Genomic DNA, 13,961 nt, shown 5'->3' with positions numbered 1-13,961 from the left:
GAGATGAACCAGGCTTTGCCGTTCGGTCGGATCCGATGCAACAGATACCTCCCGCAGCGGCATTCGACACACCGTTACTCCCTGAATAGATCATTTCTGTCCCACTCGTTGTAGGAAGTGACAAGCGCTCCTTAAATCCCTAAGAAAAGTTGCATAGCTGGATCGGATTGGCTATGGAGTTGGTTGGGTGAAGGAGAGATTCCGGGCGAAGAAAGGTAGCACTTTCTCTTCGAGGCGCTGGGGGATGTGATCGATGTGGGAGCCGGCGTAGGTTTCGTAGGTGTGAGGAATTTTATTCAGGGTGAGATCGCGGTCGAGGGTGATGAGATCGCGGGGAATCTGCTTGAATTCGTCATTGGTCCCGGCATCGAAGGCGATGGCGTGGAGATGCTTCAGACCGATTGCATATTGGTCCAAGATCACGAGCGGCGCGTTGGCTAGCCATTTGGCGACGACGTCAAGGCGGGGCTTGCCGTCCGCGGTGGGCAGGTCGAGATAGAAGGGTGGATTGCCGGGATTGGGAGACCAGGCCGAGGCGAAAGCCAGCGTGATCAGGGTGAAGAAGTCCGCTCTTTGGAGATCGGCGTCGCTCTTGACTTGAGCGGCGGCGTGGATTTTGCCATCTTGCGAAGCTGGCGCCGGGGCGGCCGATGGAGCCGGCGCGGAGACGATCAGGCAGCAGGGGCTGAGGGCGTAGATGCTGGAAAAGACATCGGCATGCTTCATGCCGAGGCGCAGGGTCCCATAGCCACCCATGGAATGGCCGCCGAGGCCACGGCTTTCGGGGCGGGCGATGGTGCGATAGTGCTGGTCGATGTAGGCGACAAGCTCGGTGACGATGTAGTCTTCCCAATCGCCAGTGGTGACAGAGCTCGAGTAGAAGCTTCCTTTGAACTTGTTGTTGGCGTTGGGGACGATCAGGATCATTTCGTGGGCGGGATCGGCTGCGAAGACGCGGTCGGCGATCTCGGGGAGGTTGATCCAAGGTTTCCCGTTCTTGAGCTCCTGACCGAACCATTCGGTGTCGGAGTCGGTGAACCCGTGGAGGAAATAGACGACCGGGTACCGGCGATCCGGCTGGGTCGCATAGCTGGGTGGCAGATAGACGCTGACGGGACGATCGGCGGTGTCGCCGAGAAGATTGCCTTCGAGCAGCTTGCCGTGGACGGTGATGTGCTGGACGGCTCCGTGGGTGGCCTGGGGGCTGGCGGGGATGGCGGCGAGCAGGAGGACCGAGGCGACGAGGCAGAAATGGCGGTGGAGTTTCAAACCGGGCTCCGGAAGGAAGATTTGTTCGGCGGGGTGATTCTAAATGCTGGGGCTGTTGGGGTGTGTTCTTCTTGGACGCGCAGCAGCGGTGCCTGTGTGGTTGTCCTAGCAGTTCGTTATCCCACTTGGATGGAGGTTTGGGGCGGGTGGATTCGCTTGAGGTTGTGGCTTCCCAGGTCCTTCGCTTCCTTTGGTCGCTCAGGATGACATAGTTTTGCTTGGGTTCCTTTTGGGTCGCTGGATTCGCTGGAATGGTTGGAGGTCTGTTATCCCCCTCAAGCCAAAATCGGCTTGATGGGGCACCCGGCCTTGATGGATTGGCCGAGATATTCCTTTGATTTGTAACTGTTGCAGCTACATTGATTAGGAGCTTTCCTGGTAAGTCTTGTCCCGCTTGAATGGAGTATTGGGGCGAGTTCGATTCGCTTGAGATTGTGGCTTCCCAGGTCCTTCGCTCCCTTTGGTCGCTCAGGATGACACAGCTTTGCTTGGGTTCCTTTTGGGTCGCTGGGTTGAGAGGTCCTTCCCTTCCTTTGGTCGCTCAGGATGACACAGTTTTGCTTGGGCCCCTTTGGGTCGCTGGGTTCGCTGGAATGGTTGGAAGTCTGTTATTCCGCTTTAGCCGAAATCGGCTTGATGGGGCACCCGGAGACTTGCTGGTCTCAACTTAAGTCTGACTTGGCTGGAATGGGGCGGTGAGCTTCGGGCTGGGGTGCCGTGCGGGACTTAGAATCGTTGAAGCATGTTGCCGACTCTGACCTGGCCCCACGTTTGGCTGTTGATCGCATCGTTGCTGGCCGGGGCGCTAAATGCGATGGCTGGCGGCGGCTCCTTTCTGTCGTTCCCGGCGGTGTTAGGGACGGGCATGCTGCCGATTCAGGCGAATGCTACGAATACGGTGGCTTTGTGGCCGGGGCAGTTCGCCTCGATCGCCGCTTATTGGGACGATCTGAAACATAACTTGCGGCTGCTGGCGCCTTTGGGAGCGGCGGCGCTGCTGGGCGGGTTGGCCGGCGGGCTGGTACTTTTACGGACCGGGCAGGCGACGTTTCTGCGGCTGGTGCCGTGGCTGCTGCTGGTGGCGGCGCTGCTGTTTGCGGTGAGCACCCCGGTCTCGAGATGGCTGCAACGCCGGGCGGCGGCGCGAGAGACGGCGCGGCTGGTGAGTGGGTCGACGCTGCCCGCGGGGCGGGTTTCGATGACGCCGTTGTTCCTGGGGATGGTGCTGGTCTGCTTCTATATCGGGTACTTCGGCGCCGGGGCGGGGTTTCTGGTGATGTCGCTGCTGGCGATCTTTGGGGTGGAAGAGATTAACCAGATCAACGCGCTGAAGGTGGTGACGACTTGCCTGGCGAATGGAATCGCGGTGGTGACGTTTGTGATCGAGAAGCAGGTGCTTTGGCAGACGTGCCTGCTGATGATGGTGACGGCGGCGATTGGCGGGTATTTCGGGGGGAGATGGGCGCGGCGGGTGGATGCGCGGGTGATGCGGGGAGTGGTGGTGGCGATTGGGTTGGGGATGGCGGGGTACTTCTTTTGGCGGGGAGTTTAGAGGAATTTGGAAGGGGCCTGGGCTTGGTGGCTTGCTGAGTTCGTGGCGCTTTGGTTCCTTTGGATTTTGTTATCCCACTCATGCCGAAGGTGGCTTGCATGGGGCGTCCTGGCTGGCTAGATTCTTGCGGGTTTGTGGCCTCCCGGGTCCTTCGCTCCCTTGGGTCGCTCAGGATGACAGCTTTGCTTCGCGGGACCTGGTTGTCAGACTTCGGGTGGGATGAGGGTTTTGGTTAGGGTTTCGAGGACGGCGATGTTCTGGGTTAGTTCCGGTGAAATGTTGTGGCGTCGTTGAAGATAGGTGGGGTCGTTCCAGGATAGCCAGGTTTTGCCCTGGGGGTCTTCGGCGATGAGGATCTTGAGGGGCAGGTCGAGGGCGGCGGTGGGGGCGGCGAGCATAATGGGGGTTCCGCCTTTGGGATTGCCGAAGATGAGCAGCTTGGTGGGCGGCATGTGGAGGCCGGCGGCGGCGGCTTCTCCGGAATGGTCGATGAGGGCGAAGAGCTTGATGCTCTTCTCGTGGAGGATGGCTTCGAGTTTGGCGACTGCTTCGTCGACGGAGTAGCGACTTGGCTTGCTGACGATTCCCGGCTGCATGGCCGATCTCCTGTGGGTCTCGCTTTCGTGAACAGCATATCGCAGGCGGGTTGGATTTCTGCAGGGAGTTGTGGCCTCCCGGGTCCCTCGCTCCCCTGGGTCGCCTCAGGATGACACAGCTTTCTTTGGGTCTTGTAGCTGGGCCTGGTAGCTGGGGTGTGTTGGGGTCTGTTATCCCGCTCAAGCCGAGGTCGGCTCGAATGGGGCACCCGGCTGATCTCCAAAAGGTCTCACTTTCGTCATAGACCACTCTATTAAGAATTAAGTGACTTCTAAAAGCCCTCCGCCAAAATCTGAGCGGCAGTGGCAAACTTGCGCGGCGACCCCGTTAGACCCAATCTGGGAAGTAAAGCATTTGGCGCGACGATTCTCCCTACACATGCCCTCTTAAACCGTTATAGTCACATACATCGCAGGAAACGGTAATCGAAGTTTGGTTACTTCTACTATTGGCTACTTCTACTATTGCCGATCCCTCGATCAACAAAGGAGCCTTCCAGGGAGAAGACGGCGCTTATGCACCAACACGCACCCACCTTCCGGTGGGCATTTCGAGGCTGGTTGGGAAGGGGGTCGCACGCAAAGGATATTCAAAGAAGATAAAGGGGGGCGGGAAGAGCTAGTACTCTGAGTTGTTACTTGTGACGCCTCTATGTTGGACATGAAACTACTCCAAAGCTGCGCCCAAAATCATCAATGTGATAAATAATTGAGGGCCAGTTGTCCACAGAGCGCATAAAATACCGACATGAAGGCGCTGGGCCAGTACACGATCTCGTGGGAGCCGCCCCAGCTACGAGAGGGCGAAAGACTCATACGTCTGTCACCGAAACAGTTCAAGGTTCTTGAACTCCTGGTGGAAGCTCGCGGGAAAGTCGTATCCAAGCCGCTCTTCTTTACAAAGGTCTGGAAGGGAAGCTTTGTCGAAGACAGCAATCTCACCCAGACAATCTTCTTGATCCGCAGGGCCCTAGGAAAGCTCCCCGATGGGTCTGAATTCATTGAAACCCTGCCCGGGCGGGGCTATCGTTTAACCGCCGGCGCACTCCGCACCACCCTCCATCCCAACGCCAGGCTCACTTATGCTCCTCCGGTAACCAGCGATAGCTCGCCCGCAAACCACGCTCTCCTGGCAAAAAGGCTTCAAGAAGCAGAACAGTTTCGCCTGCTGGTTGAATCAATCGAGAGCTATGCGATCTACATGCTGGACTGTAGCGGCCGGGTTCTCACCTGGAACATAGGCGCCGAGCACAACAAAGGCTATAAGAGCAGTGAAGTTCTAGGGCAGCACTATTCTCTGTTTTTCGTGCCGGAGGACATCGAATCGCGAGTGCCCGACCGAGAACTCTCGGCTGCTGCGCTTCGCGGGTCCTGTAAGGGAGAGGGTTGGCGAATCAGGAAGAACGGCGAGCGCTACTGGGCGAGCTTTGTCATTACAGCAGTTCGCAGTCCAAGCGGAAAGCTGGTCGGATTCGCCAAGGTGGTTCGCGACCTAAGCGAGCGAAAACGGCAGGAAGATGTTCTGCTGAGAATGGAAGCCGTCCTCCGCCGGGAGCGGGACTGTTGGCGCGCCGTTGCGGAGAGTAGTCCGGACGCTCTTTTTATCTGCGAAGCCATTCGCGACTGCAACGGCGATATCGAGGACTTTGTAATTACTTTCCTCAACATGAAAGCGGAGAAGATCGCCGGTCTTCCCCGCCAGGCCCTACTCGGCGGCAAAATGTGCGAACTTCTTCCTGGCACTTGTACGATGGGCCTCTTCGAGGCCTACAAGCAGGTCGTTCTCACCGGCAATCCCTACCGGGCAGATGTCCCCTCCTACGGTGAGGGAGTTACGAACTCATGGGTTCGGGTGCACGCCGTCCGGGTGCAAGATGGGATCGCAATTACCACGTACGAAATCTCGGAGCATCGACTTCCCGAAACGACCATTCCACTCTTCAACGATCAGCCCGGAAGAGAAATCGAATCGACGCCTATCCGGATGAAGCTTTAGGACGAACAAGGGGGCCGCGGTCGGCTTCCCCGCGAAGCCTGCGGGCAGTTCTCCTCCACGCCTCTTTCTCACTTGACCTTCAGCAATGCCGATCTATCGCGGCCTGGCTTTGGCTTCCATCAGCGCCATGAAGGATCAAACTTCCTCGCTTGCGAATCCGGCTAGACGGCGGCGCTTCGCCTTAATTCGGCTACTTCGTTTTCGTCGTAGCGCAATTCGCCGAGAATCGCCGCGGTATGTTCCCCCAAAAGCGGCGGTGGCAAGCGATAGGTTGGAGGCGATTGCGAGAGCCGCACCGGATTGCCGACGCTCCGGGCGATGCCTAATAATGGATGCTCAATTTCAACGATCATGCTTCTTTCGACGGATTGAGCCTGGCCGAGCGCCTCCGGAACGCTCTGGATCGCTGCCGCGGGGATCTTGGCCAGAGCCAGCTTCTCCAGCCAGATGGCGGCGGGTCGCCGTCGAAATCTTTCGCGCAGCATGGGTATCAATTCAGCTCGATGCTCGATCCGTTGGGCATTCGTTGCAAAACGAGGTTCGTCGGCCCAGCCGGTTTCTTCTCCGAGAAGATTCGTCAACTTAAGCCAGAGGGGCTCGGTGCCGACGCCGAGTACGAAGTTGCGCCCGTCGGAACCAGCAAACACCTCGTAGGGCACGATGCTCGGATGAGCGTTGCCCCACCGTACTGGCTCCTTTCCACAGTTCAGCCAATTGCTGCCGATGTTGATCAGCCAGGTAAGTTGCGAGTCGAATAAGGCCATGTCGAGGAACTGTCCCTGCCCTGATCTTTCCCGGGCGAGCAGCGCCGCCAGAATGCCCATGGCGGCATAGGCGCCGCAGGTCATATCGGCAATGGCTACCGGGTAGCGCACCGGTTCTCCTTGAGGCTCACCCGTAAAGCTCATGACCCCGGCCTCTGCCTGGGCGACGATGTCGTAGCCTGGCTGTCCGGTCTTCACTGAGGGTCCCAGGCCATATCCGGAGATGGCGCAGTAGATTAGCCGGGAATACTGCTTCAACAGCGTCTCCGGATCGAGGGCCCGTCGCCGCAGCGACGCCAGGGATGGCTGATTGATCAGCAGGACGTCGGCGGTCGCGATCAATCTCTCTAGAACCTCCCGGCCAGCGGGATGATCGTAGTCGAGGGTCAATGAGCGTTTGTTGCGGTTGGCGGCGAGGAAGTAGGCGGATTCGCCAGCGGCAAACGGTGGACCCCAGCCGCGGGCATGATCTCCTGTGATTCGGCGCTCCACTTTGATCACATCCGCGCCAAAGTCGCCTAACAGCATGGCGCAGTATGGACCCGCCAGCGCTTCGGTAATCTCAACGACACGCATCGATTCGAGTACCGGAGGCATCTCAAAATTCTAGAGCAAAGCAGTTGCTGTGCCTTCTTAGGACACTCTGCATTCCCCACGCCTTCTTGGATTAGACTCCAAGGCCGTACAATAACTGTGTAGCAAAATCTGCGATGCAAAGTTCAATCGCAAGTCAATCCGTCCCCGCGCCCCGGTTCCTGGAACCGCTGGCGGCTCCAATTTCTGACGGGATTGCTCCTTCGCTACGGAAATATGCCTGGTTCGTACTCGGGTGGAACATCACTGTAGTCCTGTGGGGCGCCATTGTCCGCGCCACCGGCTCCGGAGCGGGTTGCGGCAACCACTGGCCGCTCTGCAATGGAGAAGTCTTCCCCACCTCGCCGCGCATCGCGACGATGATTGAATTTACCCATCGGGCGATGACCGGAGGGGCGACATTTACGATCCTCGCTCTTTTGATCTGGACTTTTCGTGCGACCAAGGGTCGGCATCTGGCCCGTATTACTGCCGTTGCCTCAACCTTGCTCTTGCTCAACGAGGCCTTTCTGGGAGCCTTGCTCGTCAAGCTCGGGTACGTGGTCAACAACCAGTCGCTCGGCCGGTTCATCGTGCTCCCGATTCACCTGGCGAACACCCTCCTGCTGCTCGGCGCGCTGACGCTGACCGCCCATTTCCTCAGCCGCGACTCCGGATTCATGGACGGTAGCGTGGAATATCGCTACTTTGGCTTGACCCTCATCGGTCTGGGATCCACGATTGCCGTGGGTGTGACCGGCTCGCTGGCTGCGCTCGGCGATACGCTCTTCCCGAATGCCACATTCGCTCAGGACTTTGCGCAGTCCAGCCCCTGGATCCTGCGCCTACGCTGGATGCATCCTGCCGCCAGCCTGCTGGCCGGCATCTTTGTCCTGGGACTTATCTGGGCAAGCAGCGCCCGAGGCTCGGCTACAAATCGGCAACTTGCCAACACGGTCATCGGCTTGCTGCTCTTTCAATTCGCCTTGGGCGGGCTCGATGTGCTGCTTCGGGCACCGACGTGGATGCAAATCCTGCATCTGCTGGGCGCAGACGTTTTCTGGGCTACACTCGTCGTACTGACTGCGAGACTCAGCGTCGTACCGTTGGGTTGTCCGGGATCTACTTGCCGACTCCGCGCAGGCCGGTGATTCGGGTGATTAGCTCAATCCGCTGGAACGATAGCTCACGCCGCTTGGTGTAAGCCTTTGTCCCGATTCCAAACGGTTTCTGCGATAGAACTTCACCCTGCAAAGTGGACACTCCCAGGGGTAGCATCCAAAATGGGGCATGATCCGGCGCGCAATCCAGCTTTCCCGGGGTAATCTGCTAGGCTCGGCGAAGCTGCATTTCGGACAAGCCCGATTCACTAAGGTCAAAGTCACATCCTTCGAGTGCATTCACTCTACAAAGAATTCAGATAAGAGTCTTACAGGGAACAACCCCTAGTGAGAAAAATTCTGCCCGCGAATGATACCGCAGGAGCGAGAAGATCGACAGCCTCTCGAAATTCTCAACACACCCGGGAAATTACCACCAACAATTTTTAACACAAGAAAACAAGGATTGTCCGGAAGATCGAAGGGATAGATCCAGAAGCGCTATACAATTACGCCCGATTCAGCACAGCTAAGAAGCTAGCGCCACCAGCAAGTCATTGGAGGCCAATGAGTTAGCCGCCCTGACAGAGCGCACCAGGGCAATCTTACTCTTGCCGCCCCCCTGATAAGGAATCCGCACCTCACTTGATTACGTGGAACGTTCGGGTCCACCGAGTCTCATCGAAGAAGTGAATTAACTCATGAAGACTCGCTCCTGCTCGCTGCGAGAGCGGCACTTCTTCCGTTCCAGATTCCGGAATAACAATCGACCAGTAGACGAAAAGTGGATGCCCGATGATGTTCTCTCGCGGGACAAACCCCCAGTAGCGGCTGTCCATGCTCTTCGTCCGATTGTCCCCCATGACAAAATACTTTCCCGGAGGGACAACCACATCACCATCTTCAATGTATGTGGGCAGCATCAGCGACCAGACGGCTGTGACTCCTGGCTCGGTTGAAGGAGCGACCGCGGGGAAGTCGTTGATGTAGGGATCGTAGTTGGCAAAAGTCGGCTTGGCAGCTTGAGGCTCTGTCTGGGCAACTCCGTTCAGGTAAACGGTGCCATTTCGGAGATGAAGGCGGTCGCCAGGAACTCCAATGACACGTTTCACTAAGAAGATATGTTCGCCATTCGTCTCTTCCGTAGGTTTGTAAAAGACCACGACATCTCCACGGCGGACCTCGCGATAGGGCAAGAAGCTGGCCCAGGTGGAAGGCGGAGCCAAGGCCTCGCGTTCGACAACTACATGGTCGCCGGCGAGCAGCGTACTTGCCATGGACGATGATGGGATCATGAAATTCTGAAAGATAAAGGTAAGGGCGAATAGTCCTACTGCGAGGACGCTAAAAACTGAAGCGATTCCATCGAGAAACGTCTCGCGAGAGGAGTGTTTCTCATTCAACAGCTTGGCACCCATGGATTCGGTCCTTTTCGAGTATCGCCTGCAATTGTAATCTCCGGCGGAAGACGTTGACGATTGCCGGGCAAGCCCCGCCTTGTCCTGCCGAACCTGTGCATTGCACAAGTCAGGCAAGTAAAGGCGGCGTCCGAAGGCCAACAAAACCGAGCATTCAAGCGTCTTACCATGGCAAACGACGAATCGTTCATTGCCATTGCAAAAAACCTGGTCGGCCTGCTAAACAGCCGCGATAAGAGGGAACCGCCATGAGTGACACCATTCTGAGTGATAGGGAGTTATCCAACTCCGCATACAGCCATATCATCCAAGCGCCAATCGAGAAGATCGACATCGCCGCATGGCTATTCAAATTGCCCGAGGCGGAGTACCAACGCTGCTGCCCGCCCGATCACATCTCCTGCGGCACCACATCAACTGACGACGGCACCCCCATGTCGATCAACGTCGAGATGATTGGGAAGACTCTGATGATCCAGCACTATGTGGCGGAGGTGGCGACACCGGCGCTGTGCCGCATGGTCTCTGTCTCCGATGCCTTCACTCCCAACGGCCGTACACGTGTGCAGGTGATCTGGACCCTCAGCGCTAAGCGTATCGATGACCTCACCTGCGAATATACGAACAGCGTGCAGGCACACCCGACAGCGGAATTCATGGAGTTCATCGCCAGCCACAAGATAAGCTTTGAGGAAGCAGCCGCAGGCAGGCAGCGCGATGGTGGAGATCACAACCGCCGCGAGACGCCTCTTTTCGCGGCCAGCATCGAGCGAAAGGCGCTGGCCGGTCACTCGTAGAGTTCTCGTCGCTTGGGCAGGGCTGCTACTTACTGTATTCGTCCCTTAGCTTGGTCTGTCGCGACTGCATCGGAATCGCATGGCCCTCGATATAGATTTGCTTGACATCGGTGCGGACGTCGAGCGGGTCTCCGTTGGCGATCACAATGTTGGCCGTCTTGCCCACATCGAGCGAGCCGAGCTTGTCGGCGACGCCCCAGATTTCGGCTGGATTTAACGTAATGGCCTTCAGCGCTTCGTCGTAGGGCAAGCCGTAGGCGACAGCATAGCCGGCCGCGTAGGGAAGGTTGCGTTCGAAGCCGCCCGGGCTCCCGCTGTTCGCGCTGCCCGCGGAGGAGAAGGCGATCTTCACGCCCCGTTTGTACAATTCGGCAGGCAGCGTGTAGACGGAGTCGTAGCGTTCGTTGGCGGAGGGGAAGTCGTAGATCGGTCCGACGATCACCGGCACCTTATAGGCTGCTATTTTGTCGAGAATCTCCTGCCCATGCGTAACGTGATTGAGAACGACCTTCAGGTGGAACTCTTGTGCGATCTGCATCGCAACTTCAATTTCGTAGCTTTCATACGCGCCGAGGACGACCGGTCGTTCGCCGCGTAGATAAGGAAGCAGCGCTTCCGACTTGAGGTCCATCTTGGGCGGTGTGGGCGCGTAGTCCTTCTTCTCGCCTTTTTGCCATTTCTCGAGCTTGGCCTGATATTCACTCTTACTGGCGGCGTAGGCCTGGGCGTCGATGAACGTCTGCCGGAGCTGTGTGGCCAGACCCATGCGGGTGCTGGGGAATTTGCGATCCTTGCCGCGGCGGCGCTGCTCGCCGGAAAAATTCATGGCAAGCGCGACATCCTTGGCGAGTATCATCTGATCGCGATCACGACCCGCTAGCTGAATGAAGATGTCCTGGCCAGGAAGCGTATCGTCTGAAGCGGGAGCGACGATGGCGTTCGTGATGCCGTTGATCCGGTCGACAGGGATGCGCTCGGTCTCGGCATGAAAGGCGTCGGAGACATGCATGTTTGGGAAGATCTCTTCGCTGGTCTCGACCAGATCGTTGCTGGCCTCGTCGGCTTCGATTTCAGACAGGCCAAGATTCGTTTCGGAGTCGATCAATCCGGGATAGACCGTCATCCCCTTAGCATCGACAATCTGTGCGCCGGAAGGAATGCTCACCGTTGAAGCGGCGCCGACAGCAGCGATCTTTCCGCCGGAGAGAACGACAGTCCCGTTTTCGATGACGCCATGGCTGATCGTAAGAAGTTTGCCGCCAGTGATGGCAACGATAGGAGCGGGAGTGCCGAGGTCGGTGGGCGCGACCGCTTGCCCGAAAGCGACGAGTGCAGAGAACGCAATACCCATTCCCGCTAGCTTTGCGCCAAAATAGCCAGGAACGAAGTTGTCGTGAAACGCCATTTCAAAACCCTTTCGGCGAAGTTACCAGCCCCTTCATTCTAGGAAGACAACTCGAAATCAAACCCCTTCGACCAGGATGGCACGATAGATTGCGCCATTGTGCCGATGCTTGCGGACCTCGCGGTACTCCTGACTCTCGTACCAGGCCTTCGCCGCCTCGACGGTTGGAAATTCCGCAATCACCACGCCTTCAGTCGGCTCGCCCTCAAGCACCTCGTGTTTGCCGTAGGCGGCAAGCACCTTAATGTCATGGCCTACGAAGGTCGAGGCGACCTTGTCCGTATAGGCTGCCATCTCGGCGGCGTCCAGCGTCTTTTCCTTGTTGAAGACGATGTATCCCTTCATGACCTCTCCTCTCCATCAACTGCATCAATTGCCTTGTTTGCTGCTCGAGACCTCATCCTCATCGTCGCCGCCGAAGCCGCCGGAGTCGTGCATCACCCCATTGAAATGAGTGGTGCCGAAGCCGGGCAGGCTGCTGTCGAAAAACAGATCGCCATCGATGTAGACCTTCTCGGTGCGTGCATAAATGGAGAGCGGATCCATGTTCCAGACCACAAGGTCGGCGTCTTTTCCGACATCAATCGAGCCCACGCGGTCGTCGACACCGATGATCCACGCCGCATTGAGTGTGACCATCTTGAGCGCTTCTTCCTCCGTCGCCCCGCCGTACCGGACCATCTTGCCGGCCTCCTGGTTGAGCCGGCGAATGTAGTCGTTCGAGTCGCTCTTCAGAGCCACCCGCACACCTTGCCGCATCGACATCACGGCATTCCACGGAATCGCGTCCCAGGCTTCGTCCTTGTATCCCCACCAATCCGCGAAGGTGGCGATAGCGGTGCCGTCCGCCGCGATCGTCGGGGCGACCTTGTACATTTCTAAAGCATGGTGAAAGGCGCGAATCTTGTAACCATACTGCTTGGCGATCGCCTCTTCAGTGAGGAATTCGTCGGCGCGGTAGCAATGAATCTGGACATAGAGCTTACCGCGCAAGACATCGGCCAGGGCCTCGAGCTTGAGATCAACACCAGGCTTCTCGGCTTCCTTGTCCCCCTTGGCAACCTTCGCGTTGTAAGCGTCCCATTTGGCCATGTAGGCCTTGGCGTCTTCAAAGGACTGGCGCATCACCTCAAAGTTCCCCATGCGCGTCGATGGTAGCTGGTTACGGCTGCCGTAAACCCGCTTGGGATTTTCGCCGCTGGCAAATTTGATAGAGCGCGGTGCGTTGGGAAAAATCATGGCATCGCGGGAGAGCCCAAACTTGTTCTTGATAACCACCGCCTGCCCGCCGATCATGTTTGCCGATCCATGCAGGAGCAGCTCTGTAGTGACGCCGCCAGCCAGGGCCTGGTAGAGGGCCTTGTCCCGGTTATCGAATGCATCGATCATCATCATGCTGGGCGTGACCGGGCTGGTGGCCTCGTTGACATCGCTATCGAGCGCGGAGTGGGAGTGCGGATCGATAATTCCCGGGGTCAGAAATTTGCCGCTCGCATCGACTTTGACGGCGTCGGCTGGAGCGGCAACGCTGGCGCCGACTCCGGCGATCTTGCCGTCATGGATCCACACGCTGGCATGTTCGAGGGTACCGTGGGTCACAGTCATCACTGTCGCGTTCGAAATCACCATATCTTTAGGCGACGAAGGCGAGGCAGTCTGGGCAAAAGCAGCCGCCGCAAGAAACGACACAGTTACAGCAGATACAACGCGCCTCGTCAACAGCATGAACATTGGCCTCGATCCGATATCAGTGTGTGAATAGGAAGCGGAAAGTCAAGTGTATCGGAAAGATAGATTTCAGGCTTCATCAACCCGCCGCATGAAGTTAGTTCCTTCTGCACACCTAAGGGAGAACAGCGAGTTCGCCTACTCTTATGAACTAGCACCTTGAGAGAGCGCCATCCTGGATTGACCACGACCCCAAATTCCAATAAACTTAAGGTTTGCGCGGCATGAAAGAAGATGTCTATCTGCGCGCATTCCATTTCCAGCACCCTTTACCGGGTTAGATAAGGATTTATCAAGATGGCGAACCATGTATCTTCGCTCAAGCGCGCCCGTCAGACCGAAAAGAAAACAGCCGTGAACCGTGCCAACCGGAGCCGCGTCCGTGGCAGCCTGCGCAGCTTGCGCGAGGCGATCGCGAAGGGCGACCACACCGCCGCGCAGGAGCAGCTGCGGCTGACCACCTCGGCGCTCGACAAGAGCGTGCAGAAGGGCATTCTGCATGACAACACCGCGTCGCGGTACAAGAGCCGGCTGAATGCGCGGGTCAAGGCGTTGCTCGTCAAAGCTGCTTAATAAGGCTGCCTGCGAACCACCGTGTCAGCTGTGAGCTTGGTAAAGGGCTCATGTCCGGCAGCGTCACCGGCGTTCGACAACTGATTCCGGAATTCATCGCTCCCGATCTGACGGCCATTGCGTCCGCACTGGATTCGGTGCAGTGGCAGCTGGCCGCCTGGGACGGGGCCCGTCGTCGTCTTTGAAAGCA

At 57.7% G+C, this 13,961-nt stretch carries 13 protein-coding genes; 6 read left to right on the top strand and 7 right to left on the bottom strand.

Annotation, left to right across the window (positions count from 1 at the left end; all coding sequences use genetic code 11):
• Positions 1 to 171 precede the first annotated feature (171 nt).
• Entirely contained in the window at positions 172 to 1,269 is a 1,098-nt protein-coding gene (locus ACPOL_RS10480) for an alpha/beta hydrolase (protein WP_114207023.1), read from the bottom strand.
• A 742-nt stretch (positions 1,270 to 2,011) separates the two neighbouring features.
• Here ACPOL_RS10480 and ACPOL_RS10470 point away from each other — a divergent pair.
• The gene (locus ACPOL_RS10470) at positions 2,012 to 2,821 is read left to right on the top strand and encodes a sulfite exporter TauE/SafE family protein (protein WP_114207021.1); all 810 of its coding nucleotides are present in this window, start codon (positions 2,012 to 2,014) and stop codon (positions 2,819 to 2,821) included.
• 203 nt (positions 2,822 to 3,024) lie between these two features.
• Here the strand turns inward: ACPOL_RS10470 and ACPOL_RS10465 are convergent, their stop codons facing one another.
• Entirely contained in the window at positions 3,025 to 3,417 is a 393-nt protein-coding gene (locus ACPOL_RS10465) for a DUF302 domain-containing protein (RefSeq protein WP_114207020.1), read from the bottom strand.
• Positions 3,418 to 4,165: 748 nt separating this feature from the next.
• Here ACPOL_RS10465 and ACPOL_RS10460 point away from each other — a divergent pair.
• Positions 4,166 to 5,413 (top strand): PAS domain S-box protein, encoded by a 1,248-nt coding sequence (locus tag ACPOL_RS10460; RefSeq protein WP_114207019.1) that lies wholly within the window; start codon positions 4,166 to 4,168, stop codon positions 5,411 to 5,413.
• Positions 5,414 to 5,574: 161 nt separating this feature from the next.
• Here ACPOL_RS10460 and ACPOL_RS10455 read toward each other — a convergent pair whose 3' ends face one another.
• Entirely contained in the window at positions 5,575 to 6,774 is a 1,200-nt protein-coding gene (locus ACPOL_RS10455; protein ID WP_114207018.1) for a CaiB/BaiF CoA transferase family protein, read from the bottom strand.
• A 113-nt stretch (positions 6,775 to 6,887) separates the two neighbouring features.
• Here ACPOL_RS10455 and ACPOL_RS10450 point away from each other — a divergent pair, with 113 nt between their 5' ends.
• A complete protein-coding gene (locus ACPOL_RS10450) occupies positions 6,888 to 7,901 on the top strand; it encodes a COX15/CtaA family protein (RefSeq protein ID WP_114207017.1) in 1,014 nt (337 codons plus the stop codon).
• A gap of 590 nt (positions 7,902 to 8,491) precedes the next feature.
• Here the strand turns inward: ACPOL_RS10450 and lepB are convergent.
• Entirely contained in the window at positions 8,492 to 9,268 is a 777-nt protein-coding gene (gene lepB / locus ACPOL_RS10445; protein ID WP_114207016.1) for a signal peptidase I, read from the bottom strand.
• Between the two features lie 248 nt (positions 9,269 to 9,516).
• Here lepB and ACPOL_RS10435 point away from each other — a divergent pair, with 248 nt between their 5' ends.
• Positions 9,517 to 10,065 (top strand): hypothetical protein, encoded by a 549-nt coding sequence (locus ACPOL_RS10435; RefSeq protein WP_114207014.1) that lies wholly within the window; start codon positions 9,517 to 9,519, stop codon positions 10,063 to 10,065.
• A 25-nt stretch (positions 10,066 to 10,090) separates the two neighbouring features.
• On the opposite strand, the gene ACPOL_RS10430 is transcribed toward ACPOL_RS10435, so the two are convergent.
• From ACPOL_RS10430 to ACPOL_RS10420, 3 genes are read right to left on the bottom strand one after another with little or no spacing between them, the layout of a single operon-like run.
• On the bottom strand, positions 10,091 to 11,470 hold the full coding sequence (locus ACPOL_RS10430) for an amidohydrolase family protein (protein WP_236657381.1): 1,380 nt from the start codon (positions 11,468 to 11,470) through the stop codon (positions 10,091 to 10,093).
• A gap of 57 nt (positions 11,471 to 11,527) precedes the next feature.
• Positions 11,528 to 11,815 carry a DUF1330 domain-containing protein gene (locus tag ACPOL_RS10425; protein ID WP_114207013.1) on the bottom strand — a complete coding sequence of 96 codons (288 nt, stop codon included), beginning with the start codon at positions 11,813 to 11,815 and terminating at the stop codon, positions 11,528 to 11,530.
• 24 nt (positions 11,816 to 11,839) lie between these two features.
• Positions 11,840 to 13,195 carry an amidohydrolase gene (locus ACPOL_RS10420; RefSeq protein WP_114210746.1) on the bottom strand — a complete coding sequence of 452 codons (1,356 nt, stop codon included), beginning with the start codon at positions 13,193 to 13,195 and terminating at the stop codon, positions 11,840 to 11,842.
• Between the two features lie 300 nt (positions 13,196 to 13,495).
• Here ACPOL_RS10420 and rpsT point away from each other — a divergent pair, with 300 nt between their 5' ends.
• Positions 13,496 to 13,771, top strand: a complete 276-nt coding sequence (gene rpsT, locus ACPOL_RS10415; protein WP_114207012.1) for a 30S ribosomal protein S20 — start codon at positions 13,496 to 13,498, stop codon at positions 13,769 to 13,771.
• Between the two features lie 50 nt (positions 13,772 to 13,821).
• Positions 13,822 to 13,956 carry a hypothetical protein gene (locus ACPOL_RS35455; RefSeq protein WP_275066511.1) on the top strand — a complete coding sequence of 45 codons (135 nt, stop codon included), beginning with the start codon at positions 13,822 to 13,824 and terminating at the stop codon, positions 13,954 to 13,956.
• Positions 13,957 to 13,961: the final 5 nt, after the last annotated feature.

Source organism: Acidisarcina polymorpha (assembly GCF_003330725.1).
GTDB classification, from domain to species: domain Bacteria; phylum Acidobacteriota; class Terriglobia; order Terriglobales; family Acidobacteriaceae; genus Acidisarcina; species Acidisarcina polymorpha.
The sequence above is the reverse complement of the archived record's forward strand: the minus strand, read 5'-3'. Positions and strand labels throughout refer to the sequence as shown.